Annotated in this window: 24 protein-coding genes and 1 tRNA gene; 10 read left to right on the forward strand and 15 right to left on the reverse strand. The window is 59.1% G+C overall.

The features are described from left to right. The first annotated feature begins 485 nt into the window (after positions 1-485). The 4 genes from ACR0C9_RS13930 (at position 486) to ACR0C9_RS13945 (ending at position 4,393) form a co-directional block, all read left to right on the forward strand. Positions 486-1,235: a 5-oxoprolinase subunit B family protein gene (locus ACR0C9_RS13930; RefSeq protein ID WP_480781279.1), complete on the forward strand. Its 750-nt coding sequence runs from the start codon at positions 486-488 to the stop codon at positions 1,233-1,235. Then, complete coding sequence (locus ACR0C9_RS13935) at positions 1,232-2,242, forward strand: 5-oxoprolinase subunit C family protein (RefSeq protein WP_170455423.1); 1,011 nt, start codon at positions 1,232-1,234, stop codon at positions 2,240-2,242. The genes ACR0C9_RS13930 and ACR0C9_RS13935 overlap by 4 nt, the downstream gene beginning before the upstream one ends. Continuing rightward, positions 2,243-3,004, forward strand: a complete 762-nt coding sequence (locus tag ACR0C9_RS13940) for a 5-oxoprolinase subunit PxpA (RefSeq protein WP_170455425.1) — start codon at positions 2,243-2,245, stop codon at positions 3,002-3,004. 141 nt (positions 3,005-3,145) lie between these two features. Continuing rightward, complete coding sequence (locus ACR0C9_RS13945; protein ID WP_480627301.1) at positions 3,146-4,393, forward strand: hypothetical protein; 1,248 nt, start codon at positions 3,146-3,148, stop codon at positions 4,391-4,393. A 69-nt stretch (positions 4,394-4,462) separates the two neighbouring features. On the opposite strand, the gene ACR0C9_RS13950 is transcribed toward ACR0C9_RS13945, so the two are convergent. Both ACR0C9_RS13950 and ACR0C9_RS13955 read right to left on the reverse strand, forming a co-directional pair. Beyond that, positions 4,463-5,857: a D-alanyl-D-alanine carboxypeptidase family protein gene (locus tag ACR0C9_RS13950; RefSeq protein WP_170455430.1), complete on the reverse strand. Its 1,395-nt coding sequence runs from the start codon at positions 5,855-5,857 to the stop codon at positions 4,463-4,465. Positions 5,858-6,139: 282 nt separating this feature from the next. After that, positions 6,140-6,841, reverse strand: coding sequence for an HAD family hydrolase (locus tag ACR0C9_RS13955; protein WP_170455431.1), 702 nt, complete (start codon positions 6,839-6,841; stop codon positions 6,140-6,142). A gap of 93 nt (positions 6,842-6,934) precedes the next feature. On the opposite strand from ACR0C9_RS13955, the gene clpS reads away from it, so the two are divergent. From clpS to hemF, 4 genes are read left to right on the forward strand one after another with little or no spacing between them, the layout of a single operon-like run. Further along, positions 6,935-7,276 (forward strand): ATP-dependent Clp protease adapter ClpS, encoded by a 342-nt coding sequence (clpS, locus tag ACR0C9_RS13960; protein WP_170455433.1) that lies wholly within the window; start codon positions 6,935-6,937, stop codon positions 7,274-7,276. A gap of 30 nt (positions 7,277-7,306) precedes the next feature. Beyond that, positions 7,307-8,272 carry a class I SAM-dependent methyltransferase gene (locus ACR0C9_RS13965; protein WP_480781280.1) on the forward strand — a complete coding sequence of 322 codons (966 nt, stop codon included), beginning with the start codon at positions 7,307-7,309 and terminating at the stop codon, positions 8,270-8,272. A 37-nt stretch (positions 8,273-8,309) separates the two neighbouring features. Continuing rightward, positions 8,310-9,110 carry an SDR family oxidoreductase gene (locus ACR0C9_RS13970; protein ID WP_170455437.1) on the forward strand — a complete coding sequence of 267 codons (801 nt, stop codon included), beginning with the start codon at positions 8,310-8,312 and terminating at the stop codon, positions 9,108-9,110. 6 nt (positions 9,111-9,116) lie between these two features. Continuing rightward, positions 9,117-10,001, forward strand: a complete 885-nt coding sequence (gene hemF / locus ACR0C9_RS13975) for an oxygen-dependent coproporphyrinogen oxidase (RefSeq protein WP_170455439.1) — start codon at positions 9,117-9,119, stop codon at positions 9,999-10,001. Positions 10,002-10,004: 3 nt separating this feature from the next. On the opposite strand, the gene ACR0C9_RS13980 is transcribed toward hemF, so the two are convergent. The 4 genes from ACR0C9_RS13980 to modA form a co-directional block, all read right to left on the reverse strand. Further along, positions 10,005-10,412, reverse strand: coding sequence for a hypothetical protein (locus tag ACR0C9_RS13980; protein ID WP_170455441.1), 408 nt, complete (start codon positions 10,410-10,412; stop codon positions 10,005-10,007). Between the two features lie 84 nt (positions 10,413-10,496). Then, positions 10,497-11,597 (reverse strand): molybdenum ABC transporter ATP-binding protein, encoded by a 1,101-nt coding sequence (modC, locus tag ACR0C9_RS13985; protein WP_170455443.1) that lies wholly within the window; start codon positions 11,595-11,597, stop codon positions 10,497-10,499. After that, a complete protein-coding gene (modB, locus tag ACR0C9_RS13990; RefSeq protein WP_170455694.1) occupies positions 11,594-12,286 on the reverse strand; it encodes a molybdate ABC transporter permease subunit in 693 nt (230 codons plus the stop codon). The genes modC and modB overlap by 4 nt, the downstream gene beginning before the upstream one ends. 5 nt (positions 12,287-12,291) lie before the next feature. Beyond that, complete coding sequence (gene modA, locus ACR0C9_RS13995) at positions 12,292-13,071, reverse strand: molybdate ABC transporter substrate-binding protein (protein WP_480781281.1); 780 nt, start codon at positions 13,069-13,071, stop codon at positions 12,292-12,294. Positions 13,072-13,317: 246 nt separating this feature from the next. On the opposite strand from modA, the gene ACR0C9_RS14000 reads away from it, so the two are divergent. After that, a tRNA-Val gene (locus ACR0C9_RS14000) sits at positions 13,318-13,393 on the forward strand. 256 nt (positions 13,394-13,649) lie between these two features. Here ACR0C9_RS14000 and ACR0C9_RS14005 read toward each other — a convergent pair. Genes ACR0C9_RS14005 through ACR0C9_RS14020 form a run of 4 tightly spaced genes read right to left on the reverse strand, consistent with a single transcriptional unit; the run spans position 13,650 to position 18,305 of the window. After that, on the reverse strand, positions 13,650-14,891 hold the full coding sequence (locus ACR0C9_RS14005; protein ID WP_480781282.1) for a membrane dipeptidase: 1,242 nt from the start codon (positions 14,889-14,891) through the stop codon (positions 13,650-13,652). Between the two features lie 50 nt (positions 14,892-14,941). Then, positions 14,942-16,069: a carbohydrate porin gene (locus ACR0C9_RS14010; RefSeq protein ID WP_480781283.1), complete on the reverse strand. Its 1,128-nt coding sequence runs from the start codon at positions 16,067-16,069 to the stop codon at positions 14,942-14,944. Positions 16,070-16,116: 47 nt separating this feature from the next. Further along, a complete protein-coding gene (locus tag ACR0C9_RS14015) occupies positions 16,117-16,881 on the reverse strand; it encodes a DUF3299 domain-containing protein (protein WP_480781284.1) in 765 nt (254 codons plus the stop codon). Positions 16,882-16,907: 26 nt separating this feature from the next. Beyond that, a complete protein-coding gene (locus ACR0C9_RS14020) occupies positions 16,908-18,305 on the reverse strand; it encodes an amidohydrolase family protein (protein ID WP_170522420.1) in 1,398 nt (465 codons plus the stop codon). Positions 18,306-18,439: 134 nt separating this feature from the next. Here ACR0C9_RS14020 and ACR0C9_RS14025 point away from each other — a divergent pair, with 134 nt between their 5' ends. Beyond that, positions 18,440-19,444, forward strand: a complete 1,005-nt coding sequence (locus ACR0C9_RS14025; RefSeq protein WP_480781285.1) for a helix-turn-helix domain-containing protein — start codon at positions 18,440-18,442, stop codon at positions 19,442-19,444. A 40-nt stretch (positions 19,445-19,484) separates the two neighbouring features. Here ACR0C9_RS14025 and ACR0C9_RS14030 read toward each other — a convergent pair whose 3' ends face one another. The 5 genes from ACR0C9_RS14030 to ACR0C9_RS14050 all read right to left on the reverse strand — a co-directional run bounded on the left by ACR0C9_RS14030 (position 19,485) and on the right by ACR0C9_RS14050 (position 25,039). Beyond that, a complete protein-coding gene (locus tag ACR0C9_RS14030; RefSeq protein ID WP_480781286.1) occupies positions 19,485-20,159 on the reverse strand; it encodes a glutathione S-transferase in 675 nt (224 codons plus the stop codon). Between the two features lie 131 nt (positions 20,160-20,290). Further along, positions 20,291-21,343, reverse strand: coding sequence for a sn-glycerol-3-phosphate ABC transporter ATP-binding protein UgpC (locus ACR0C9_RS14035; protein WP_170455459.1), 1,053 nt, complete (start codon positions 21,341-21,343; stop codon positions 20,291-20,293). Then, on the reverse strand, positions 21,343-22,590 hold the full coding sequence (locus tag ACR0C9_RS14040) for an MGH1-like glycoside hydrolase domain-containing protein (RefSeq protein WP_480627293.1): 1,248 nt from the start codon (positions 22,588-22,590) through the stop codon (positions 21,343-21,345). Before ACR0C9_RS14040 ends, ACR0C9_RS14035 begins: the two co-directional genes overlap by 1 nt. A 5-nt stretch (positions 22,591-22,595) precedes the next feature. After that, entirely contained in the window at positions 22,596-23,804 is a 1,209-nt protein-coding gene (locus ACR0C9_RS14045) for a carbohydrate ABC transporter permease (protein WP_170455463.1), read from the reverse strand. Continuing rightward, positions 23,804-25,039: a carbohydrate ABC transporter permease gene (locus ACR0C9_RS14050; RefSeq protein ID WP_170522410.1), complete on the reverse strand. Its 1,236-nt coding sequence runs from the start codon at positions 25,037-25,039 to the stop codon at positions 23,804-23,806. The genes ACR0C9_RS14045 and ACR0C9_RS14050 overlap by 1 nt, the downstream gene beginning before the upstream one ends. Between the last annotated feature and the right edge of the window lie 42 nt (positions 25,040-25,081).

The following is a 25,081-nucleotide window of genomic DNA, read 5'->3' on the forward strand; positions in this document are numbered from 1 at the left end:
CGTCTCCGCCGCTTCCGCCGCGTCCCAGCGCCTCAGCAGCGCCGGTGAAGGGCGTTCTAAGGTTTAGTGATCAGGGCCGCAAGCAGAAAAATGCATTCTGGCGCATTTTTTTGCATACTCAGGGAAAATATATACTTTTCAATTGTTTAGCAACCCACCAAACACCAATCTCTGCACCTGCGGGGTACTTGTGGGGCCTCGCAGTCGCTGTTCCGAACCAAGGCCTACACAGTCCACCACTATATATAGGGCATCGATGGCCACCGACTACTAGGCTACGCGACTCGGTGTGGTGAATCGGCCTTGCTCAACACCGCATGAATCGATGAATCGGGATAGTTTCCCGCGCCCAACGGCATGAAGTGCGCAGGAAAGATTTGGATGGCATTGAAAAGCCACCCTGACACCGCACCCGACCTTGCGCATCTATGCGCGATGCGCTCTGGTTCCCAGGGAACAAGCAATGACGATGATGCGGGACGGACATGACCCTCACCCCCACTTTTCCTGCTATACGCAATGTCGGCTTTGACGGAGCCCTGGTGACGTTTGCAGACACTATGTCGGATACCGCAAACCGGGCCGCGCTGGCGTTTCGGGCCGCGCTTGATGCCTTGGGCCTGAGCGGGATTGTTGAGATCTCGGCGTCTCTTGGGTCGGCTTATGTGCGGTATGATCCGCAGCAGCTGACCTACGGTGAAATCACAGCCAGCCTCCATCAGCTTTTGGAACAGCAGGATTGGTATGCGACGCCCTTGCCGACGGGGCGCAGGTTGTGGCGGGTTCCGACTGTGTACGGTACCGATCTTGCCCCGCAACTGGATGAAGCGGCAGCCGCCGCCGGATTGAGCACCGCCGAGGCCATTCGCCGCCTCAGCCAGTCCCGCGTGCGGGTTCTGACGATTGGCTTTGCGCCCGGTCAGCCTTACCTCGGCCCCCTTGGGCCCGAGTTCGAAATACCGCGCCTGCAAGAATTAAACCCGATGGTGCCTGAGGGGGCTCTGGTCCTTGCGATCTCGCAGTTTGTTCTGTTTTCCGGCCCCACCCCGACCGGATGGCGGCATATCGGTCAAACTGCGTTCCGGTGCTTCCGGCCCGAGATGGAAGAGACCTTCACCCTGAGACCCGGCGACGAATTGCAGTTTGATCCCATTTCGCGTGACGAATTGCAGAGCATTCGCACGAACAACGAAGACGGCCTTGGCGGCGCAACGTGTCACGAGATTGCGTCATGAGCCTGATTGTTAGACGTATCGGCCCCGCATGCACCATTCAGGATCAGGGGCGCACGGGGTACCTGGATCAGGGACTGTCCCGGTCCGGGGCGGCCGACATTCTGGCGCTGCATGAAGGCGCGGCCTTGTTGCGGCAAAGCCCGGACTTGGCCGCGTTGGAAATGGCAGGCATGGGGGGCGAGTTCGAAGCCACTCAGCCCGTGCGGGTCGCGCTGACCGGCGCGCCTATGCAAGCCAGTATCGATGGCGCGCCTGTTGTCTGGAACGCATCCCATCATCTGGAACCCGGGCAACGCCTGACGATTGGTGCGACGTTGCAAGGCAATTATGGCTACCTTCATGTGGGTGGTGGCATCGATACCGAGGTGTTTCTTGGCTCACGCGCGACCCATCTGACGGCTAAAATCGGGCGCGCGGTCGAGGCGGGCGATACGCTTCCCGCGGGGCCGGATGCAGGCGAGCCCGGGCGCAAGCTGCCCCCCAGCGACCGGTTCAACGGCGGCACATTGCGCGTTGTGGCCAGCTTTCAGACCCCACTGTTTGATGACACGACGCTGGGCCGTTTCACGCAAACCCAGTTCCGGCGGGGTGCCCGCGCCAACCGGATGGGCATGCAGATGGAGAGCGACGGTGAGGGGTTCGCCGCGAAGGGGCAGTTGAACATCCTGTCCGAAGTGATCACCCCCGGCGACATCCAGATGACCGGAACTGGCAACCCGTTCATCCTGCTGCCCGAGTGCCAGACGACCGGCGGTTACCCCCGGATTGCAACCGTACTGCCCTGCGATATGCCGCGTGCCGCGCAAACCCTCGCAGGTGGCTCGGTCCGGTTCGAATTCGTGACGATGGATCAGGCGATGGAACTGGATGCGGCCTTTCGGGCGGATCTTGCCCGCCTGCCGGGGCGTGTTGAGCCACTGGTGCGCGACCCGCATGACATTCCGGACTTGTTGTCCTACCAATTGATCGGCGGAGTGATCTCTGCCACCGAGCAAGGAGACCGTTAGATGCCGCGCGTGGATCTGAATGCTGATATGGGCGAAAGCTTTGGCCCGTGGAAGATGGGCGATGACGAAAGCCTGTTGAAGATCATCACCTCTGCCAATATCGCCTGCGGGTTTCATGCCGGTGATTGGGACGTGATGGCCAAGACGATGGCGTTGGCCGCCGAGAACGATGTGGGCATTGGCGCACATCCCGGCTTTCCCGATCTTCAGGGCTTTGGCCGCCGCAATATGAAAGTGCCCCATGGCAGCCTGCGCAATCTGGTGCGGTACCAACTGGGCGCAGCCATGGGGATGGCGGCGGCTGTTGGCACCAAGGTCCGGCACCTGAAACTGCATGGGGCGTTGGCCAATATGTGCTCGGTCGATATCGACATGGCGCGGGCCTGCTATCAGGGGGCGCTGGATGTGGACCCCGACATCATCATCATGGTACTGGCGGTTACGAAACAGGAAGAGGCCGTGCGCGAGCTTGGCTGCAAATGGGTGGGCGAGATTTTTGCCGACCGCGCCTATAATGACGACGGCACTCTGGTCGATCGCAGCTTGCCCGGCGCGGTGATCCATGACCCCGAAGTTGCCGGGCCGCGCATCCTGAACATGGTTCGCGAGGGCGCGATCATCACTGAATCCGGCAAACACCTTGAGACCTCAATCGACACGATCTGCCTGCATGGCGACGGGCCAACGGCTGTGCAGATTGCCCACTCGGTCCGGGAAAACCTGATTGCGGGCGAGGTCGAGGTGACAAAGTTCACCAGATAGCCATCTGGCCGTAATCCAGGCGGTCCAGGGTCTGGCTGTTGCCCGAACGGGGTTCAGCGCCTAGCATGCCTGCAAGTGCATGTTCTGAATACCGTTATTGCAGCAACACGCTTGCAGCCAGATTTCCGCAAGGAGGCGCCAATGTCTTTCGATCTGATGTCTTATGAACCCCGAGGCGATAAGAAGAACTCGGACTTCTTTCACGAATACTTGCCGATGATCTACGAGCGGAGGACAAGTTCGGGGATCGCGGATCAGGTTGGCCCCATGCGGGCGATTGTCATACAGGTCGAAACCACCGCTCTGTTCGATACCTTGGTCGAATTGTATGTGATGACGCCCTATCGCCACTCGGCCAGCTATTTGGGGCGGACACACAAGTTCTCGGTCCTGCATTCACATGCCGATTACCCGGCACTGATCGTGATGGCACCACTGAGCGAAACATTTGAAGACTTCATCCCGCGTATCAACCGCATGTACCCGCTGGCCCGCAACACCCCACAGACCCGGTATGTGGGCGAGGTTTTTGCAGCAAGCGATCTGACTGCGCTCAGCAAAACGCTGGAGGATCAGAATATCCGGTTCGAATATCCCGGCGACACGGAAAACCCCTTTTACACGCGGGACGGGTTTCGGTTTACGACCCCGTCCGATTTCACCTGCAATCGGGTCGGTTACTCGACGCTGGATTTCAATGATCCAGACAGTCTGGGCCTCGGGGATCGCGTTCTGCTCAGCGATGCCGAGAAAGCGAAACTGGATGAGGCGGCCGCGTTTGCCGAGGACAGCAAGATAGGGCCACTGATGCTGGGGATCGACCACCTTGCCACGCGGGTTCTGGCGGGTGAGCGTGAGGATGCGATCCTCGAATTTCTGACCATGGTGCCCTATTATTTCTGGGGCGCATACAACATCTTCGACATGAACTCGTCCACCAATGTGAACCGCAACGCCAATGTGGATGACGACAAGAAATCCCCGGCCAAGGTGTTCACCGCCAACAACACGCCGTCCTTTGTGAATTCCTTCGCCAAGCTGCCGATGCCGACCGAGGATTTCGTGCGCAATTTCGGCCGTCGCCTGCACCACATGGCGGTCGAGATACAAGACGGCGATCATGGCGCGGGCGAGAAGAATGTCGATTTCGTCGTCAACACGCTGAAAGACAAGGGCGTGCCGTTCCTGGCGCATGTGGTGGGTGAGTGCAAAGATGATCCGAACCTGAAACAGATCTTCTCAAAACACTCGAAGAACACGCTGCTGATCACCGAATATATCGAACGCTGCCACCACTATGACGGGTTCTTTACCAAGGACAACGTGGCCGCACTAACGGCGGCTGCCGGGCAGGACGAGCAGTATGAACATGGGCATGTGTTCGACTGACATTCCCGGATGAAAAAAGGGCTGCGAAACCTCGCAGCCCAGACCCATCAGGAGAGAATATGCCGGGTCTTATGACGGCCCGATCATGAAACAGGTAACATTGCGCGCCTGCAACCGGCGGCAGGCCAGATCGGCCTGTTCGCGGGTCATGCCCTGGAACGTTGCTTCGAACCCTTTCGAGCTTTGGTTAACCTTGCGCAGCGTGCCCTCCAGCGTGGTCATTTCCGACAGCGCTGTTTTCAGCAAGATCTTCTCGGCCTCATATCGCGTGGTGTAACGACCGACATTGACGCCCCAAAGATGCCCGCCGGATGTGGACAGGCGGGTGACGACCTCCTGCTCGGGTTCGGGCTGTTCCGCAGGTTGTGTCGATGCCAGAACCAGGTTGTCGGGCCGCAATGCAGGGCGTGTGTCCGAGCTTTCGACCGGAGGAGCGGTGGGTGCAATATCAGCCTCGGCAATGGCCGCAGCGATGCCGCTTTGGATACGGTCACGATCCTGATCTGCCGTCTCGGCGATTGCGCTGGCAACTTGCGTGGCCGCGCTTGGACGCAGAACCGGGCGCAGGCTGGCTTTGGGCGCGCCGCTAATGCTGGCCACCTGAGTCGAACCGCCAAGCCCCGTATTGCCCGCGTAAGATGGCCGCGCAGGTTTGCGGATCGGTGCGCGTGACGGCGCACGGCGGAAGCCCATATCCAGCAGTTCGGCCACCTTGGCGTTGCGCGAGGCGCTGGATTTGCCGCCAAACACGGTTGCGATGATACGCTCATCCTTACGCTTGGCCGAGGCGACAAGGTTGAAGCCCGCAGCACGGGTGTAGCCTGTCTTGATCCCGTCCGCGCCCCGGTATGCAGCCAGCAGGCGGCGGTTCGTATTGGGAACCGTCTTGATCCCGGCATGGGTCGATTGGCGCGAGAACAGGTTGTAATACTGCGGATAATCATACAGCAGATGCCGCCCCAGCGTGGTCATGTCGCGCGCGGTGGACAAATGCCCCGACTCGGTCAGCCCGTGTGCGTTCTTGAAGGTCGTGCGGCTCATGCCCATGGCCTTGGCCGTGCGGGTCATGCGACGCGCAAAGGCGGCCTCGGACCCGCTGAGCGCGATGCCGATGGCGGTTGCTGCGTCGTTGGCCGATTTCACAGCCGCCGCGCGGATCAGGTACCGGAACGCAATGGTCTGGCCCGAGCGCAGGCCCAGTTTCGAAGGTGGCTCTGCCGCCGCGGCCCGGGTGATACGAACCGGGGTATCCAATGTGATCTCGCCGTTCCGCACCGCCTCGAACGCGATATACAGCGTCATCATCTTGGTCAGCGATGCCGGATGCAGCCGGGTGTCCGCGTTGCGGGAATGAAGAACCTCGCCCGTGCGGGCATCGATCACCATGGCGGCGTAGGGTGCGGCCAAAGATTTAAGCGGCGCAAAAGAAAGCACCATCAACAATGCGATGAGAAATAAGCCCATTCGGGCCGGAACTGTCCGCCGAATCTGCACGATCTTTGCCTCTGTCTGCCTCGCGCCGCCGGGTTTTCCCGGTCAGCTAAAATTTATTCTGCTTGTCGGAAAGGCTAACACAGGGGCCGTATGAAATAAACCGAAAGCTGCGGTTTTCGCAGTTTCGTTATGGCCCGCAACCGCAGCTATATCTAGGCGCGGCGCGACCCTGGCCCTACTACATCGGCGAAGTTGGCGGGAACGGGGCGTATCCCAAAGCGGATTTTTCGGAACTGAGGCCGAATGGCAACATCACCCGAGTTCCTGGATCAGATCGCTGAGATCGCCCAAATCTCGCAGCTCGCGGAATCGCGGATCATCGACGGGGGCGTCGGCATGCTCGACCTCCCACACCAGACCATGCGGCACGTAAACGCCCCAGGAACCAGCCTGAATCGGGGCCACAACATCTGACCGCATCGAGTTGCCGACCATCATCGCCGACGCCGGGCCATCGCCATGTGAGGTGAAGATCGACCGGTATGTGTCGGCTGTCTTTTCCGAGACAATTTCGACCGCGTCGAACAAGTCACCCAACCCCGACTGGGCCAGTTTACGCTCCTGATCGATCAGATCGCCCTTGGTGATCAAAACAACGCGATATTCGTTGGTGACCGCCTCAACGGCTTCGCGGGCATGGGGAAGCAACTCGATCGGATAGGCCAGCATCTCTTGCCCGGCCTCGATCAACTGACGGATCACGGATGCAGGCACACGATCCTCGGTCACCTCAATCGCCGTTTCGATCATCGACAGGACAAAGCCTTTGATACCGTAACCATAGTGACGGATATTGCGTTTTTCGGCGGCCAGAAGACGCTCCATCAGGTGATCGCGGTCGGCGTGGTCTTTCAGTAAGCTGGCAAAATGCGCCTGCGTCAGTTGAAAGAACCGTTCGTTATGCCAAAGGGTGTCATCCGCGTCGAACCCGATTGTGGTCAGTTTTTCCACCATTCAGAATACGCTCTCTTCCTCTTTTCTCTGCGCCCATCGACGTTATATAAGCGCTCAGATAAACCCAATGCCTGAATCGGACAGAAGCGCGCGATGCTGGAAAACCCCTGGATGATGTCTGACAAATCGGATGACGATGCCGACTCGTCCGTTCTGGTTCAGACGCGGCCAAAGACCAAGCGCCCTCCGCTGTATAAGGTGTTACTGCTGAACGACGACTACACACCGATGGAGTTTGTAGTCCATGTGCTTGAGCGTTTCTTTGGCATGACCCATGCGCAGGCGTTCGAGATCATGCTGACCGTGCACAAGAAGGGCGTCGCCGTTGTCGGCGTGTTCAGCCACGAGATTGCCGAAACCAAAGTGGGTCAGGTGATGGATTTTGCCCGACGCCATCAGCACCCGCTGCAATGTACAATGGAGCGCGAAGAGTAAGCCCCGCGCTGCTGTTCGACGCATTCGAAGATGTCCCCTCGCCTCGATCTCGCCCTGCAAAGCGGTTTGACGCTGTCGCACCCGCTGACAGTGATTGGCCCGACGCCCGAGCAGGATCTGTCCGACCTGCCGCGTGATACGCAGGTCGTGCAGCCGTTCAAACCGTTTCACGATCACTTTGCGTCGCTGGGTTTCGCCGCAGTGCCCGAAGCGGGCGCACCCTGTCAGGATGCAATTGTCTTCCTGCCCCGCGCCAAGGCTCTGGCCCGCGCGCTGATCGATCAGGCCTGCACCCGTGCCAGTGGTCTGGTTGTTGTTGACGGGGCCAAAACCAATGGCGTGGACAGTATCCTGAAAGACGTGCGCAAGCGTGTGTCTGTCGAAGGGCCGCTGTCCAAGGCGCATGGCAAGATATTCTGGTTCCAATCCGAGCCTCAGGCCTTTGCCGATTGGGCCGCGCCCAAGGAGCAGATGGTCGACGGGTACCGGACTGCGCCCGGCGTATTCTCATCGGACGGCATCGATCCAGCCTCGGCGCTGCTGTTGCAAGCCCTGCCCGAAAAACTGGGACCACGCGTTGCCGATCTGGGGGCCGGTTGGGGGTACCTGTCAGCCGACTTGCTAAAGCGCGACCGCATCACATCCTTGCATCTGGTCGAAGCGGATCACACAGCGCTCGACTGTGCCCGCGCCAATGTGACCGACGACCGGGCCGCGTTTCACTGGGCAGACGCCGTGGCGTGGAAGGCCAGCGAGCCTTGCGATACCGTCATCATGAACCCGCCCTTTCACACCTCGCGCAGCGCTGATCCCGCGTTGGGTCAGGGGTTTATCACCGCTGCCGCCCGCAACCTGACCCGCAATGGCGATCTGTGGATGGTCGCCAATCGCCACCTGCCCTACGAGGCCACGCTGGCCGAGACTTTCGCGCATGTGGAAGAGGTTGCCGGTGACAATCGGTTCAAGGCCTTTCATGCCTCTCGCCCTCGACGCTGAGGCCCGTTAATCTGCCCCCCAACTCAGGAGGATTCGGATGTCCTTTTCCATAGCTGGCAAGACAGCAATCGTCACAGGCGGGGCCAATGGGATCGGGCTGGCCATCGGACGACACTTTGCCGATGCAGGGGCCAACGTGATGTTCGCCGATATGGACGAAAAGCGTCTGGTCGAGGAACTGGGCGAGCAGGCAGATGACAGCAATATCCGCTATTTCGCAGGCGATTTGCGCGAGAAACTGACCATCGCCAACCTTCTGTCGGCCACGCTGGACGCGTTCGATCAGGTGGACATTCTGATCAACGGCGCGCGGCAGGTGATCCCGTCCGATCCGCTGGACCCCGATGACGACTCGGTCCGCTCGCTGCTGAACCAGAACCTGATGCCCGCGTTGCGTCTCAGCCAGTTGGTGGCCAAGCGCATGATCAAACAGGCCGGGGACGAGGACGAAAACCCGGCCGGATCGATCATCAACCTGTCCTCGATTGCCGCCCGCCGAACCCATCCCGATCTGATGGCCTATTCAGTGTCTACGGCTGCGCTGGATCAGATGACACGCTCGCTGGCCGTTGCACTGGCTCCGAACCGGATACGCGTGAATTCCATCGCGCTGGGATCAGTCATGAGTGCATCCTTGCAGTCCACGCTCAAGGAAAACCGCGACTTCCGGGATGACATTGAAAAGCATACCCCGCTGGCCCGTATCGCTGCACCCACCGAATTGACGGAAACGGCCCAGTTTCTCGCATCCGACGCTGCCGGCTTCATCACCGGGCAAATCCTGACAATCGACGGTGGCCGGACCCTGCTGGATCCTGTTGCCGCGCCAGCTCACTAAGACCTCATGTTCGATACAGAAAAAACCACTGCCTCTGCCTGGTTCCGTCAACTGCGCGATGACATTGTTGCCGCCTTTGAAGCGCTGGAAGACAGCCACGACACAGGCCCGTTCTCGGACGCCCGACCGGGTCGGTTCGAGGTCAAGGAAACCACCCGCCACTCCGAGGATGGCTCGGACGCAGGCGGCGGTCTGATGTCGGTGATGCGCGGTGGGCGTGTGTTTGAAAAGGTCGGGGTCAATGTCTCGACCGTCTTTGGCACGCTGGGCGAACGCGCGCAGCAGGCAATGGCGGCGCGCAAGGGTATCCCCGGAATGACCGAAGACCCGAGGTTCTGGGCGTCGGGCATCAGTCTGGTGGCGCATATGCAGAACCCGCATGTCCCGGCGGTGCATATGAACACGCGCATGTTCTGGACCCCGCACGCCTGGTGGTTCGGCGGTGGATCGGACCTGAACCCCTGCATTGAGTATGATGAGGACACGGCCCATTTCCACGCGACGCAAAAGGCCCATCTGGACCCGCACGGCCCCGGCCATTACCCGCGACTGAAAGACTGGGCCGACGAATATTTCTACATCCCCCACCGCAAACGCGCCCGCGGCGTTGGCGGTATCTTCATGGATGATTACTGCACTGGCGACTGGCAGGCCGATTTCGCCCTGACGCAGGACATCGGCAAAGCCTTTCTGCCTGCCTTCCTGCCGCTGGTTGAAAAGCGCCGGGTGCAGTCATTCTCGGACGCCGATAAAGAGACGCAACTGGTGCATCGCGGCCTCTACGCCGAATACAATCTGGTCTATGACCGAGGCACGAAATTCGGTCTGGAGACCGGGCATGACCCGGATGCCGTGCTTATGAGCCTGCCGCCTCTGGCGAAATGGATCTGAAGCTCAGAACCCGAAATCTATGAAGTTGTCATAGCAGTAGTTCTGCGCCGAGGATGCCGACATATTCTCGCCCACCCGTTTGACGGTGATCGAGTATCCGGGGTTCGTATCCGCACCAGGCGGCGGGGTCAGCGAGAACTCAACCGTCCGCACACCCGGCTCATAGGCTTTCGAGATGTAAATCCGCTGGTTGTTCGGCACGCCCAGCGAACGGATCGCAAAATCGCCAATGCCACACCAATAGTTCACAGGGGCGGACGAACCGATGGCTTTGACGCTGTAGGTTCCCTCACCGACCTGAGTGATCTCGGTCCGGTACTGGGGCTGAACGCTCAGGCCAAATCCGACAGCTTGCGCCAAATCGGGCATAACCATCCCGCCTGTGACCAAAAGAGCTGATAAAAGTCTCATAGGCAAAACACCCTGAATGAACTCCGTTCTCTGTCAATAACATAGATGTCGTGCAGCATGAGTAAAGCGGTCAGAGGACCCCTGTCATTTGTCCTGCAAGATCCGCCCGCCAACATCCTGCGGTGCCAGCGCAACGGTTTTGATCACCGTATGGCACGCCACGCCGGGTTGCAGACCCAACGCCGAGACCGAGCGTCGCGTGACCCGCGCCAGAACAATGCCCGCTGGCGTTTTTACCGACACAATCGCCCCCGGCCCATCACCCGCGCGGATCGAATCCACCTGCCCGCTCAGCACATTCAGGGCCGACAGACCCTCGGGCGGGTTGCTGGACAGAATAACCTCTTGCGCGGGGATACGAATGCGCAGGGTTTCCCCGACCTGATGCGCGATGCGCGGCAGGAACAACCGCTCGCCACCGGCATCCAACTCGGTCAAACCGTCAGAATGATGTTCCCGCACCCGCACCTGCAGCACGGCCCCCACGGCGCGAATACCGGCAGGGGCGACGGACGGGTCGGACAGAACCTCGGACGCCGGACCGTGACGCGCCACCTTGCCGTCCTGCAGCGCGACCACCGACGTCGCAAGACGCGCAACCTCGGCCGCCGAATGGGTAACATAAAGGATCGGGACCGACACTTCATCGCGCAGGCGTTCGAAATAGGGAAGGATCTCAGCCTTTCGCGCGTCATCCAACGCGGCCAGAGGCTCGTCCGCAAGGATCAGGCGCGGGCTGGCCAGCAAGGCCCGACCGATGGCAACGCGCTGTTTCTCACCGCCCGACAGCATGGCCGGACGGCGATCCAGCAGATGACCGATGCCCAGCATCTCGATGACCTTGTCGGGGTTTTCCCGCTTTGCCTTGCGCGGCGCAAACCAGCGGCCATAGGCAAGGTTCTGGCGCACGGTCAGGTGCGGGAACAGGCGCCCCTCTTGAAAGATATAGCCCAGACGCCGTTTGTGCGGGGGCAGCCAGTTCTGGTGATCGGTGTCGAACAAAACCCAATCATCCACGGCGACCCGACCGGCCTGTGGCCGCAGCAACCCGGCGACGGCGTTGACCACCGTGGTTTTGCCCGACCCGGAGCGTCCGAACAGAACCGTCACCCCCGGCGGCGCGTCAAAGGTCAGATCCAGATCGATCCCCGGCAGGCTGTGTTGCAGGCGAACAGAAAGGCTCATGTCCCGGCCACCCGGGCAGCGGCGCGCCGCCCTACATATTCCGAGAGCAGCAGCGCAGACATGGCGATGATGATCGAAATGATCACCAATCTGGTCGCAGCGGCCTCACCGCCCGGAACCTGCAGGAAGGCGTATACGGCCGAGGGCAAGGTCTGGGTCTGCCCCGGAATGTTGGACACAAAGGTGATGGTTGCCCCGAACTCTCCCATCGCTTTGGCGAACGCGAGGATCGAGCCCGCGATGATCCCCGGCAGGATCATCGGCAGAGTTACAGTCGCGAATACCATCAGACGCGAGGCCCCAAGCGTTGACCCGGCCTGTTCCAGCCGTGGGTCCACAGCTTCGATCGACAGGCGAATGGCGCGGACCATCAGTGGAAAGGCCATGATCCCTGCGGCCAAAGCCGCCCCGGTCCAGCGAAACGCGACGACAATTCCAAACTCGGCCAGAAACCGGCCCATCGGGCCCTGAATGCCGAAGGTCAGCAACAACAGGTATCCTGTGACGACAGGCGGCAGGATCAGCGGCAAATGCACCAACCCGTTCAGGACCTGACGACCGGGAAAGCGCCAGCGCGCCAGCGCGTAGGCCACAAATATGCCGAAGGGCAAAGTCGCCAGCGTCGCCCAAAAGGACACGCGCAATGACAGCTTCAACGCCTCCAACTCTGCCGGACCCAACCACTCCATCTGCGTCACTCGCCCGGCAGGGCAAAGCCCTGGTTCAGAAACACGACCTCAGCGTCCTTGGTCTGTAAATAATCCAGAAACCCTGCGGCGTCTTTGTTGGCAGCACCGGTCAAGGCGGCAGGGTAGATAATCGGCTGATGTGCCTCGGACGGTATCGTGCCCACAACGCCGACACGCGTTTCAGCGATAGCATCAGACCGGTAGACAACCCCCAGCGGGGCCGCGCCGGTCGCAACCAAAGCCAGCGCCGCGCGGACATTGTCCGATTGCGCCACCTGCCCTTGCACCGCATCCCACAAGCCAAGAGTCTGCAACGCCTCTTTGCCATAAATGCCCGCAGGTACCGCGTCCACCAAAGCCATAGCCAGATACCCACCAGCCAGTTGACCCGAGAGATCATATCCGGGTGAAAGCTGTCCATCCGACGCCCGGTCCGCCGGTCCAATCAGAACCAGCCCATTTGCCAACAGATCCACCCGCGATTTAGGGTCGATCCATCCGCCCCCTTGCAGCGCGTCCATCCAATCCCGGTTTGCGGACATAAACACATCCGCCGGCGCACCCAATTGAATCTGGCGCGCCAAAACCGACGAGGCCGCATAAGACACGGTCACATCCACACCCGTCTGCTGCGTGTAGTCCAACGCAATCTCATCCAGCGCGGTTTTCAGGCTGGCTGCAGCGAATACCAATATCCCCTCTGCCCCAGCCCGTATCGGAGCCAGCAGAACTGCGATCAGAACCATAGAGGCAAAAACTGTTCGGCGGGCCATTGAAAGGGCCATTAAAACTCCCGACTGGAAAGTTACCATCCTGTTTGGGAATATCGGAGGCTGCATGGACCACGCAAGCGCGTTTCCTGACGCACTTTGGATAAGGTAGAAAAAACTTCGATCGGACAACGTTTTTGGCCAAAGGCCCAGGCATTGGGCGTGCGGTCCTCCCACCGTTCCCGGTGAAACAAATCTATTCAAGAAATTCCACCCCACCCTCTTGCGCCCGCCCGCAGGCTTGGCTACATGCACCGTCACGGGTGATTAGCTCAGTTGGTAGAGCGCTTCGTTTACACCGAAGATGTCGGGAGTTCGAGTCTCTCATCACCCACCATCCCCATCCCAGCACTGCACCAGTGGATTGCCTGACAGTCACCTCGCCGGTTTCTGCGCGCGGGTTCCGGCCCGCGGTGATGGGTCCGATGGGTTTGTTCAACTCTGATATCCGTTCCGCGGCGGCAGCTAACCTGTGGGCGAACACGCGGCTGAAAACGGCTGTCGATGCGTTGAAAGGCTGAGAGCCGGGCCAACTTGCCCAAAATGAAATTGGCCACGCCTAGTCGACCAGCTTCATGCACACGCTTGCGTTTCTATCGCGAATAGAACCCATCACGAAGCTCTTGCCTGAGGCGCAAACGCTCGGGGTATTCCTTCAGAAACTGCTCGGGCGGTTTGCCTTCCCAGACTTGCGCGTAGACCCGCATCTTGTTGCCGCCATAGATCTTTGCAGGGTCTTCGTTGGAATAGCCACGCGCCCAAAGATCATCGGTAATCGCGGCCAGAATTTTGGCAAGTTCGCCGTTGCCGGTCGCCCCTTTGTTGAAGGCATCGATCATGTACCCTCCGTCATCGTACATGCTCGCGTTTGCAGTCGCGAACTCCACGACCAGTTCGAGCGAGAACATGTCATCCGTTGCGATCCCGACATTGTCGACGCCCACAAGTTGAACGTAGTAGTCGATCATATCAGCGGCTTGTTTGGGAGAGATATCCTCGGGCCAGACACCGTCCATCATCCATTCGGTGAATGTCGGAGAAACATATCCCCCCGATTTGGCCGCGCGCAGCGCCTCATCATCGGGAATGGCCCGATAACACCCGCGCGGCGTGGCATTGGGTTCGTTCGCATAAAGACCGGCAGGGACTGAATGCGTGTAAACATAGGGTACACCGGGGTAGGTCTCATCCATGTAATCCATGGCGTCATTGGCCGTTTTGGAACCGGTATGGCTGAGGTCCAGCAGGATACCGAACCGCACCATTTCATCGATGACAGACTTCCCCCAAGGGGTCAGCCCGATGTCGCGCCCGTTGTAGGCCGCCAATTGCCCTGATCCGGTTCGGAAGATGTCATTGTAGGCCAGGATCATACTCTTGATCCCCATATCCTTGAGCAGGGCCATCTTCTTTAGATCGCCGTCCAGAATCGTGGCCGTTTGGCTGTTCCAGATGACCGCCGTCTTTCCTTGAATATGGGCGGCTTCAATATCGCGGGTTTCGTTCACGATCAGGTAGTTTTCCGGTTGCTGCGCCATCGCCGCGCGGAAATGGTAATGCTGTTCAAGAAAAGTCTCAAAGGACATATCCGCCGCAGCGAGCGTCATCTCATGCCCCGTGATGCCGTTTTCCCGGGCCCGTGTGAAGTAAGTGTGCAGCTGCTCATACTCGGTCCAACCGGTCCCGTAAGGGCTGGCCAACATGCCAAGCACGATTGTGTCCTGCACAAATTGCTTCGCTTCATCTGATGCGTCCCATGTCTTGCTTTCTTCGCTTGCGTGCAATGCGCCAGCAAAAGCAAAAGCGACTATGCTTGCGGTCAACAGAGTCTTCATTGCGGTACCTCCAGATAGAAATCCAAGACAGATGCTGCATGAGACCCGCATCAGAAAACGATCCGGGTTCGTAGACCTATCAGCGTGATGCTGTCCTGATCGGGGTTATCGAGCGGGTTGGAAATGAACTGCAGCGATGGAGTGATCTGCAGCCCGGGTGAGATTGAAAAGCGATAGAATGCCTCAAGCGTGAACTGTGTGCCGTCTATGCCTCTTGCCTCGGCCCAATTCAGGCCAAGCCCAGCCAGATCGGTATTGCGACCGTAATAGCCCAAACCGGCCGAGACCGACCGGTCATAAAGCGCGGCTGTCCCTTTTGAGGCCCCGGCCCGAAAGAATGGCATCCATCTGTTGTCGATAAACCAGGCCGCGGAGAACGCGGCGCCATAGTCCTCCGGACGGCTGCCATCGTCGGCTGCATCCGCATGCCAAAGGGTCAGGTGGATATTGTCGAAGTAGATGCGATCAAAGCCAGAGGTGTAGCCAAGTTCGAGTGATTTGAAGAGTTTGCCATCGCTGAACACATCGAAATTTGGATCAGACGGGTCGGCGTTTGCGTCAGAGACACTGGCGACGGCATAGACGTTTTTGCTGAGCTTTATCCCACCGGCAACGCCAAGACCTTGATTGGGCGTGTTAATGGTCGGGTTGGTATTAAAGGACAGGTTCTGGAACCCACTATAAGGGCTGACCAGCCCGTAGATATCCACGAAGTCCGTCACATCGATTTGCCCGATCTGCAATGTCCAAGAGCCATCTCTGGCCCTTTGAGTCCAGAACAGGTTGGTCAACAGCAAACCGTTGTCGTTGAATGCTGTTCCCGTAATCGCGCGCGCGCCGCCATCCAGCCCAAGAAACTGCGGGACAACATCCGTGTAACTGTGCCGATCTTCGATCTTGAACGTCAGCGAACCCCATTCCGTCGCCTGCCAACTGCCATAGATACGCGCAATTCCACTGGCCGCTTCGCCGGTTCCCGGATCGGCATTCGTTGTTTGGCCCAACGCCAGGTAATCAATGTTGAACCGAAACCCGTCCTCAGCCAGCCTGTTCTTCCACTGGAACCAGCCAGCAGCAATGTTGCGCGGAAAATCCGACCGGTACTGCGGGTCGGTCAGACCATCTCCGGGCTCAAGATCAGCTTCAACGGAAGAGGGCCCGGATAATCCCTGCGCCAAAGCTGAACCAGCAAAGGCAAAACAAAATAAGGCAAGCAGGCTTCTGATCATTCCGATGCGCGCGCCCCACCCGTCTTGCGATTCTCCGCCGCGCGAATGCGATCGGCGGCACGTTGTTTCCATTCCAGCCTGTCTGCCTCAGTCTCCAGCGTTTCGACTGTATCCGTCTCCAACTGGAAAGTCGCACTCATGGGCATCAAGCCATCCACGACCATCATGTTTTGAACCGAGGGGTCAATCGTCAGCGTTCCTGTAAGTCTCACCGGTTCATGAAAATAGCTGGGCGTCCAATCGCCGTTCAACCGCACGCGGATCATCTGGTTCGGCGGCGGCGGGGGCATGTGACTGCACATCCCACGTTCCGGAACCAGATACACCACAGATCGCCCGTCAGGATCGGTCGGGGCTGGAATGGCAAAGCCCGCAAGTGTGATTGTCTGACCATCGAATTGCGGGTTTCCTTGTGTGCCAGCCTTTCTTCGGCGTTCTGTCACAACCTCTCGCTGATCGAGCAGCCAGTCGACATCAATTCCGTCTGCCGACAATGCGCCTTCGGTTTCAGTCAGCAGCTCTTGCCATTTCTGTCTTTCCTCAACGCTGCCGACATTCTGCTGCAGTCTGCCGCGCAGGCGCACGACGAAAAGGACATCGTCGAACTGTTCGGGGGCAAGATCGCGATACGGGTCGTCAAAGATCTGTGTTGACGGATCCGGCAGGTCAGACCAGTCCAGCGAAGTGCCGGATGCCGCCATGGCGGAATGACAACCCATTCCCAGCGTTGCGATGGTAAAAACTTGGAGCCATTGACGCATGAAACTCTCCAATGTCTATCTACCGATCAATCCAATGTGTTTTTGTAGATCACGCCGTCTTTCATAATCAGACGGATCGTTTCAGGGCTTTCGGGCCTCGGGTCTGCGCCGAACCACTGGTCGCCGGTGCCAACGACCGAGAAATCCTCAAGCGGGTTGCCGTCTATCAGCAGGATGTCGGCATAGGCACCTTCCTCGATCACGCCCAGTTTTCCTTCCGGATAGGGGTTCATGAAATCACCGCTAAGTGCCGCGATCTCGCCACCTACCGAAGTCAGGGTTACCATCGACGCATAGGGGCCGAAGAAATGGTTGTTCAAATGTTTCTCGTAGGCGATCTGGATGTTGCACGCTTCGACTGAGCCCACGCAATCGGTTTGGAATCCGCGCGGCGCCGGGCATTCCTTCATGCTGGGAATATAGGCTTCGAAGGTCGCCGAGGCCGATTTGGCTTTCCTCAAACTGTTAGGGTTGTTTTTCACGGACGGAACGTCAAGAAGGCCCGGATCAAATGCCGTGATGTTCGTCGTGATGTACGCTCCTTTTTCTTTCATCAAAGCAGAAATTTCGCAGTCAAAGTGAAATCCGTGTTCAATGGTTCTAACCCCTGCATTCAGGGCATTGATGATCGCTTCTTTGCGGTAGGAATGTGCCATGACATAGGTGCCGTACTCGTTGGCAACCTGAACAGCAGCCTCGATCTCTTCCTTCGAACCGGCGAGCAACTGCCATGGATCGAATGCCGAAATCACCCCACCTGATTGCATGAACTTCAGTTGCGTGGCACCCATGCGCAAGTTGTTGCGGCCATACATGTAAATTTCGTCAACACCGTTGACCTGTTGGGCCATATTCAGAGTGCCAAAGTTGGTCACCCCGCCCGGCGGAGATGTGAAGGATGCGAAATCGGCGTGACCACCACGTGTTCCGAGAAATGCCCCGGAAGGATAAAAGCGGGGGCCGACGATCTGGCCGGCGTCTATTGCGCGCCGCAGCCCGCCACCAGCTCCCCCGGCATCGCGAACGGTCGTGAAGCCCTGCATCAGGTACATTTCGGCCATCCGGGTCCCGTGGATGGCGAAATCCTCCCAGGTCGAGTTGGTTTCCATCTCAGCAATCGATGGCCCCATGAGCATCAGGTGCGCGTGGTTCTCGATAAAGCCCGGTGTCAGCGTGCGCCCGCCGCCGTCGATCACGATGGCATCAGGGGCATCGATAGCATCCGTTGAAACCGACGTGATCAGATTGCCTTCGACCAGAACACTGGCATTCTCGATACGCTGTTCGTTGACACCGTCAAAGACGTGGACGTTGGTAAACAGCGTTTGAGGTTCCGCTTGGTCCTGAGCCTGTGCGGGCGCCGACAGTGTCAGGGCCGCCGCAAAGATCACCGTTGTGCGAAGGGGCAATTGTAAGCCGGGCATAGGGTCTCCCTTTCATATTCACCAATTCCTAACTGTAGCCCGGAAATTCTTGGTCCGGTTGCCAGTTTCGAGTTAGGATGTTCGAATGTGACTGTAAAAGTGGCCACTGAGCAAACCGACAAAGGGTGACAAGCTTGCCTTTCAACTCCACGATTTCGGAACATAGCGAAGGCTTTATCCGCCTCGCTTTGGCGTCTCCGTTTTTGCAATATCTCACTGACCGCAAAATCAATCCGCAACCCGCCCTGGATCAGGTCGGATTGAAGGCTGAGCTGCTGTCTGACCCATCTGTCTATGTCCATTCAGAACTGGTCTATGGTCTGATAAATGCCTTCGCGGACTTGGCAGGGGATCGGTATCTTGGGTTGAAAGTTGGGGAAACGTTTGACCTGCAGGCGTGGCCTCCGTTCGCTCAGGCCCTGCAATCGACACATACCCTGTTCGAATTTTTCGCCCGTTTCGTGGGGCTTGTCCCGCGCGAGTCCAATTCTGTAAGGCACAGCCTTGTCGTTGACGCGGACAAGGCGATCTATCGAATCCAGAGGCAACAGGAACCAACAGTCCCACCCGTTCAGGTGACCGGCTTCGGCGCCGCCATCTATGTGCGCCTCTTGCAGACCGTCGTCGGATCGTCATGGGATCCGTCCCGAGTGCGATGGGAAAGCAGATACATTAATGGCCTGCCCATTGGCTACAAGGGGATTGAGGTTGGTCTTGGAACCGATCCCGGCATGCAGATCAGCTTTCCTGTGGAATGGTTGTTTTTGCACCATGTCTCGCAAGATGCCGCCACCGCTGAGTTCTCACCCCGGCGGCACGAGGAAGTAACTGTGGTGGCTGCTTTGCGATCCGTCCTGCGCGACAAACTGGACGAAACCAATCTGGGGCCAGAGGTGGTGGCCGGGCTGTTGGGCATACAGCCCGAGCGGTTACTGAAAGCCCTTAGGCACCAAAGGACAACCTTGACCCACGAGGTCAAACGGCTGCGTGTCGATGTGGCCAAAGAGCATCTTAGAGAAAACAAGAGGACAATTGCCGAGATCGGTCTCATGCTTGGATATTCAGACAAGTCCCACTTCACGCGTTTCTTTCGCGGCCAGACCGGCATGACGCCGACCAAATTCCGCCTTGGATCGTAACGCACAGGCGCCATAGCGCCCCGGCGTCAGTCGGCGCGTGTCAGACCCTGGCTTCCCGCGCCCCGGGCATCGGCTGGGTCGATAAGCCAAACCAAACAGGTGCGTCCCCTTCTGACCATGTCGGGTATTTTGTCATAACCTGTTCGAAAGATGTGCTCTCCAGAAACCGCTTCAGCCAACCGATCAAATTCGGCCAGGGCTGCGCGTCGAACCACGGCTTGTCGATGAAAGCGAATTGGCGCACGAAGGGCAAAATGGCCAGATCGGCCAGCGTTGGACGCTCGCCAAACAGCCAGCGCTGTCCGGTGAGTTGCGCATCAAGCTTTAGGAGATGCGCTGACGCTTTCCCACGTTCGGTCGCGGGGTCCAGATCCGGATACCGCGTTGCGTATTTCGTGTGATCCAAAGCCGCTTTGAACGGGCCGTCATTGGTTTCGATCAAATCCCAACCTGCCTGTGGCATGTCCAATAGACGGGCCGGGTCATTCTGGTTCAATGCCCAGAGCATAACCTCAAGGCTTTCATCCAGCACCCCGTCTTTCATCCGTAGGGCCGGAACCGTGGCCGATGGTGATGTGTCCAGAAAGGCCTCGGGTTTGTCCCGCAACAGGATTTCCCGCAATTCGACCTGCACACCGGCGCTGAGGATCGCAAGGCGCGCCCGGATTGCGTAGGGGCAGCGGCGAAAAGACCAAAGGATCGGCGGGTGGGCCATGATGCAAATACCCTCATCAGAGACAGGCGCAACTTGCACTTTGCGACACCATGCGCAACCACCGCAAGACATCAGTGTCAGCGACGCGCCGGGTGATCGGCGCGTCGGGGTACCCGATTTATACCGTTGCACTAACCCTCGACAGCCTGCCCGTCCGCATCGAAGAAACGCAGTTTTTCGGGCAGGAAATGCAGCCCGATCCCGGTTCCTGCGGTCAGATCCGTATCGCCGTTCAGACGAACCGTCACTTTCTCTTCAAAGCCGCAATCGACGATCAGGAACGTATCGGCACCCAGATACTCGACCACTTCGATGGTGCCATCCGTCTGACCTGCACCGGGGGCGACCACCTCGATATGTTCGGGGCGGATGCCCACGCGGGTCGCTTCGCCCGTCAGGTCGAACGTGCCGGACCCGCCATTATCCAGATGGTAGGCACCATCCCGTGTTGTGCAGGGCATGATGTTCATCTTCGGGCTGCCGATGAACTGGGCGACAAACAGATTGGCCGGGCGTTCATACAATTCGCGCGGCGTACCGACCTGAGCGATCTTGCCGTATTCCAGCACCACGATCCGGTCTGCCAGCGTCATCGCTTCGACCTGATCGTGGGTCACATAGATCATCGTGCGTTTGAGGTTCTGATGCAGTTTCGCGATCTCGTACCGCATCTCGACCCGCAACGCGGCGTCGAGGTTCGACAGCGGTTCATCGAACAGAAACGCGGTCGGATCCCGCACGATCGAGCGCCCGATGGCAACGCGCTGCCGCTGGCCACCGGACAGATCCTTGGGCCGCCGTTCCAGAAACGGTTCCAGTTTCAGAACTTCGGCCGCCCTGCCGACCTGCTCGTGAATTTCGGCCTTGGCGACCCCTGCGACCTTGAGCGAAAAGCCCATATTCTCGGCCACGGTCAGATGCGGATAAAGCGCATAGGACTGGAACACCATGGTCAGGCCCCGCTTGGAGGGCGGATGATCCGTGACGTCATTGCCGTTGATCAACAGCTCACCGCGCGAGATATCTTCAAGCCCGCCGATCATGCGCAACAGCGTGGATTTGCCGCAGCCGGACGGGCCGACAAACACGACGAACTCGCCTTCCTCGATCTGCAAGTCGATGCCTTTGATGACCTGCGCGGTTCCAAACCACTTTTCGACGCCTTTAAGTTCGATGCTACCCATTAGGACCTCCCTGCCCAGTGCAGCCAGACAGCGGCTGTCCAGGTGAATGCGTTACCACCAGCGGGGCTGCCGGTTGTTGGATCGAAATACTCGGCAAACCCGAAGGTCGAGATCAGCTCGGCCGTTTTGCGGCGCAAGTGGTCTGCCTCGGCTGTATGGCCCATGTCTTTCAGGCCGAAGCCGATCATCATGTTCATGATTGCCCAGGTCGGCCCGCGCCAATAGCGGCGGGCGTCGAAGCCGGGCAAGGTTGGATCGTAGCTTGGCACCGGATGCGGGACGGTGTTCAGCACCGTCCTGATCCGGTCCAGCATGGCATCCGAGTCGACACCCGCGAACCAGCACATATAGGACGCGTTAGACACAGTGCCCGACCATTCGCCCGAATGGGCATCGCGCGAGTCGAAGGACGCAAGATCCTCGTTCCACAGCGACAGCGCGCCGGCCTCAAGCCGCGCTATGTCATCCGCCAAACCATCGGCACTCAGATGCAACGCCTCACTGACCGCCAGCAAATCCCGCGCGGCGCGCAATGTGGTGAATGTCATGGTCGGGTCAGCCACGCGGAACGGGTTGTCCGCCAGCAATCTCTGCTGATCCCATTGGGCATCGCGTCCGATCTGCACCAGTTTGATATAGCGGTCATAGTCGAACTTGGTCGGGCGATCCTCGCTGTTCACATGGGCTGTATCGCGGCGCTGGTATTCACCAACATCGGATGCGTCCATGCGCGCCATGGTCTTGTCCCAGTCGGGCGCATTGTCGCGACCGGCCTCCCAGGGATGGGTGGTGCATACGGCGTCATGCTCGTCCAGACGCCATTTCACGATCCAGCGATGCCAGGCCAGCATGGCCGGAAACAGCGCCCGGATGCGCGCCTCACCCGCGTCTGGGTCTTGTTCCCAGATTTTGCGCGCCATCGTCGCGGCAATCGGCGGCTGGATGATACCCGAGGACGGGATCGGCCCATGGCAGCCCCACACATCGGGGCCCGGGAAATAGCCGTCATCCTGTTGGTGGAACAGGATGTGCGGCACCATGCCGTCATCCCACTGGCCCGAGAACAACGTCTCAAGCTCGACCCAGGCGCGGTCGATGTCGAACTCGGCAAAACCAAGTGCGGCAATCGCGCTGTCCCAGTTCCACTGATAGGGATACAGCCCTTCGGTGGGGATGGTGTAACCGCCGCGATCATTGGCAACCAGAATGTTGCGCGCCTCGCGGTCGGGGTTGGTATGTTGGTTCATTTCGGTCATCCTTTGACAGACCCCGCAGTCAGGCCCTTGGTCATGAAACGTTCAAGCCCCAGGAACAGCGCCATGATCGGGACTGTGGCAATCACCGCACCGGCCATCAGGTGCTGTCGGGGGATTTCGGAAGAGTTCAGCATCGTCACCCCTCGGGTCAGGGTGAATTTCGACGGATCGTCCAGCAGCATGAAGGCCAGCAGGAATTCATTCCAGGCGATCATGAAGACGTAAAGCGACACAGATGCCAGCGCAGGCAGGCTCAGCGGCAAGGTAATCTTCCAGATCACGGCCAGACGCGACAGGCCATCCATCAGACCGGCCTCTTCCACCTCAGTCGGAAGACCCCGGAAGTAGCCTTGCAGCATATACAGCGCGACCGGGATCGTCGTGACCGGGTAGATCATCACGATGCCAAGGATCGAGTTGCGCAGGCCGGTCAGCGAGAACGCGATGTAGATCGGCAACGCCAGAACGATCATCGGCACCATATAGATCAGCAGGATCGAGCGTGAGAACGCCTTTTGCCCTTTGAACCGGAACCGCGCCACCGCGTAAGCCCCCGGAACACTGAAGGCCAGCGTGATGAACACCGTCAGGACCGAAACGTAGAACGAGGTCCACAGATAGGTGCCGAAGTTGAAGTCCCGGAACAGCTCGGTATAGCTGCGCAACAGCGCCCAGCCCTGTGACAGATCAACCGAGAAATCCAGCGGGTTTTGCAGCAATGCCTGCTGTGATTTCAGGCTGGTCATCACCATGACGTAGAATGGGATGATGACAATGGCGGTGAAAAAGATGTAGCCAAAGCCGGTGCAGAACCGGATCACCGCGTCCTCGAATTCATGGCGGGTGAGTTCGCCGAACGGCAGCTCTTTCAGGATTTCCGCCATCGACAGGTGCATCACCACCGCAAGCGAAATCACGGTGATCAGCGTGGCTTGCAGGGTGGTGTCCGATCCGATCAGAACCGGGCCAAAGCCGGTCAGGCAGGACAGGCCCAACAGGGCCGACACGCCCAGACGTGCCGGGGCATGGCGTTCCGGGAACCGGACATATGCCAGACCCGCGACCGCGCCCCAGATCAAGCTCAGCAGAACCTGAGGGCGGAACGCCGCCCCTGTTGCGAAGGACATGGTGACCGCGATGGTGGTGGCAATCACCACCAACCAAAGCGCGCCCAGTACGGGGCCAGTGACAAAGCCGTTGCGCATCACAAACCCTCCTCACGGCTGATGAATTTGAAGAAAACAAAGCTGAAGGCGATCAGGCACATCAGGATGACCACGGCCACCGCCGCGCCCGCCCCGATGTTCGAGACGGCAAAGGCCTGCTCGTAAACATTCACGGTCAGCGTGCGGGTGCCCGCATTGCCGCCGGTTAGCAGAAAGATGTCGTCGAACTTGTTGAACGTCCAAATGAAGCGCAGCAGGAACAGGACCGACAGGATGCCCAGCAGTTGCGGGATGCTCAGCAGCCAGAACTTCTGGAAGGGCGACGCCCCGTCCATATCCGCCGCCTCATACATGCTGGAATCGATGGACTGCATCCGCGCCAGAATGAACAGGAAGGACAGCGGGAAATAGCGCCATATCTCGAACACCGTGACCATGATCAGGGCCAGAGGGCGTTCGCCGAAGAAGTTGATTGGATCACTGGTCAGGCCCATCTGCACCAACAGCGCATTGGCCGAGCCCGAGAAGGGATCGAACAGCGTCACCCAAGTAAAGGCAACGGCAATGACAGGCGCCACATAGGGGAACAGGTACAGGCCGCGGATAAAGCCCTGCCCTCGGAAGCTCTTGTTCAGCAGCAGCGCCGCGAACAGGCCCATGACCAATGCGCCGATGGTGCCAAAGACGGTGTAGAACAGGGTGACCCAAAGCACGCCCCAGAATTCAGACCCATCAAATACGCGGGCGAAGTTTTCAAGGCTGAATTCGAAATTCGTCAGAACGCTCGGCCCGCTGCCGGTGGTGGCCGGTTCGGATCCTTCGACCAGATCCTCGAACACGTCCGGGTCGCCATCGACGGAGACAGGGATGCGGATGCGCTCGCGCTGACCGCCTTCCAGCGTTCCGAAATCGCAGAACAACTCTTGCCCGTTCAGGGCACAGGGCGCTGCGACCTCGCCAATTGGTGCAACGCCATCCGGCAACACATCGCTGAGGGTCACGCCGTCGATGGCGATCTCTTGGCTGGAATTGCGCAGGCGGTATTCGATTTGCAGATCGTCGCCCGATCCGCGCAGGCTTTCGCGGACAACAGGCGCGGGTGGGCGCAGGTCGGACAGCGTGAAGGGCTTGAAGCTGATCCAGATGATCGCCAGCAAAGGCAGGATCACCACAAGCGATACACTGATCACGGTCGGAGCCAGCAGCGTCCAGGCCAGACGCGCCTCGCGTTTGGCTAACGCCCCGGTTCCGGTCGGTGGGGTGGCCGAAGACATTTGGGATACCTCGAAGGGATGGGGGCAGCGGCGCGAACGCCG

Source organism: Ruegeria sp. C12, assembly GCF_056537745.1.

Excerpts from the sequence above, each read along its gene's own strand:
- ACR0C9_RS13930 (WP_480781279.1), top strand. The coding sequence starts at position 486 with ATGACCCTCACCCCCACTTTTCCTGCTATACGCAATGTCGGCTTTGAC.
- ACR0C9_RS13935 (WP_170455423.1), top strand. The coding sequence starts at position 1,232 with ATGAGCCTGATTGTTAGACGTATCGGCCCCGCATGCACCATTCAGGAT.
- ACR0C9_RS13940 (WP_170455425.1), top strand. The coding sequence starts at position 2,243 with ATGCCGCGCGTGGATCTGAATGCTGATATGGGCGAAAGCTTTGGCCCG.
- ACR0C9_RS13945 (WP_480627301.1), top strand. The coding sequence starts at position 3,146 with ATGTCTTTCGATCTGATGTCTTATGAACCCCGAGGCGATAAGAAGAAC.
- ACR0C9_RS13950 (WP_170455430.1), bottom strand. The coding sequence starts at position 5,857 with ATGGGCTTATTTCTCATCGCATTGTTGATGGTGCTTTCTTTTGCGCCG.
- ACR0C9_RS13955 (WP_170455431.1), bottom strand. The coding sequence starts at position 6,841 with ATGGTGGAAAAACTGACCACAATCGGGTTCGACGCGGATGACACCCTT.
- clpS (WP_170455433.1), top strand. The coding sequence starts at position 6,935 with ATGCTGGAAAACCCCTGGATGATGTCTGACAAATCGGATGACGATGCC.
- ACR0C9_RS13965 (WP_480781280.1), top strand. The coding sequence starts at position 7,307 with ATGTCCCCTCGCCTCGATCTCGCCCTGCAAAGCGGTTTGACGCTGTCG.
- ACR0C9_RS13970 (WP_170455437.1), top strand. The coding sequence starts at position 8,310 with ATGTCCTTTTCCATAGCTGGCAAGACAGCAATCGTCACAGGCGGGGCC.
- hemF (WP_170455439.1), top strand. The coding sequence starts at position 9,117 with ATGTTCGATACAGAAAAAACCACTGCCTCTGCCTGGTTCCGTCAACTG.
- ACR0C9_RS13980 (WP_170455441.1), bottom strand. The coding sequence starts at position 10,412 with ATGAGACTTTTATCAGCTCTTTTGGTCACAGGCGGGATGGTTATGCCC.
- modC (WP_170455443.1), bottom strand. The coding sequence starts at position 11,597 with ATGAGCCTTTCTGTTCGCCTGCAACACAGCCTGCCGGGGATCGATCTG.
- modB (WP_170455694.1), bottom strand. The coding sequence starts at position 12,286 with ATGGAGTGGTTGGGTCCGGCAGAGTTGGAGGCGTTGAAGCTGTCATTG.
- modA (WP_480781281.1), bottom strand. The coding sequence starts at position 13,071 with ATGGCCCTTTCAATGGCCCGCCGAACAGTTTTTGCCTCTATGGTTCTG.
- ACR0C9_RS14005 (WP_480781282.1), bottom strand. The coding sequence starts at position 14,891 with ATGAAGACTCTGTTGACCGCAAGCATAGTCGCTTTTGCTTTTGCTGGC.
- ACR0C9_RS14015 (WP_480781284.1), bottom strand. The coding sequence starts at position 16,881 with ATGCGTCAATGGCTCCAAGTTTTTACCATCGCAACGCTGGGAATGGGT.
- ACR0C9_RS14020 (WP_170522420.1), bottom strand. The coding sequence starts at position 18,305 with ATGCCCGGCTTACAATTGCCCCTTCGCACAACGGTGATCTTTGCGGCG.
- ACR0C9_RS14030 (WP_480781286.1), bottom strand. The coding sequence starts at position 20,159 with ATGGCCCACCCGCCGATCCTTTGGTCTTTTCGCCGCTGCCCCTACGCA.
- ACR0C9_RS14035 (WP_170455459.1), bottom strand. The coding sequence starts at position 21,343 with ATGGGTAGCATCGAACTTAAAGGCGTCGAAAAGTGGTTTGGAACCGCG.
- ACR0C9_RS14040 (WP_480627293.1), bottom strand. The coding sequence starts at position 22,590 with ATGAACCAACATACCAACCCCGACCGCGAGGCGCGCAACATTCTGGTT.
- ACR0C9_RS14045 (WP_170455463.1), bottom strand. The coding sequence starts at position 23,804 with ATGCGCAACGGCTTTGTCACTGGCCCCGTACTGGGCGCGCTTTGGTTG.
- ACR0C9_RS14050 (WP_170522410.1), bottom strand. The coding sequence starts at position 25,039 with ATGTCTTCGGCCACCCCACCGACCGGAACCGGGGCGTTAGCCAAACGC.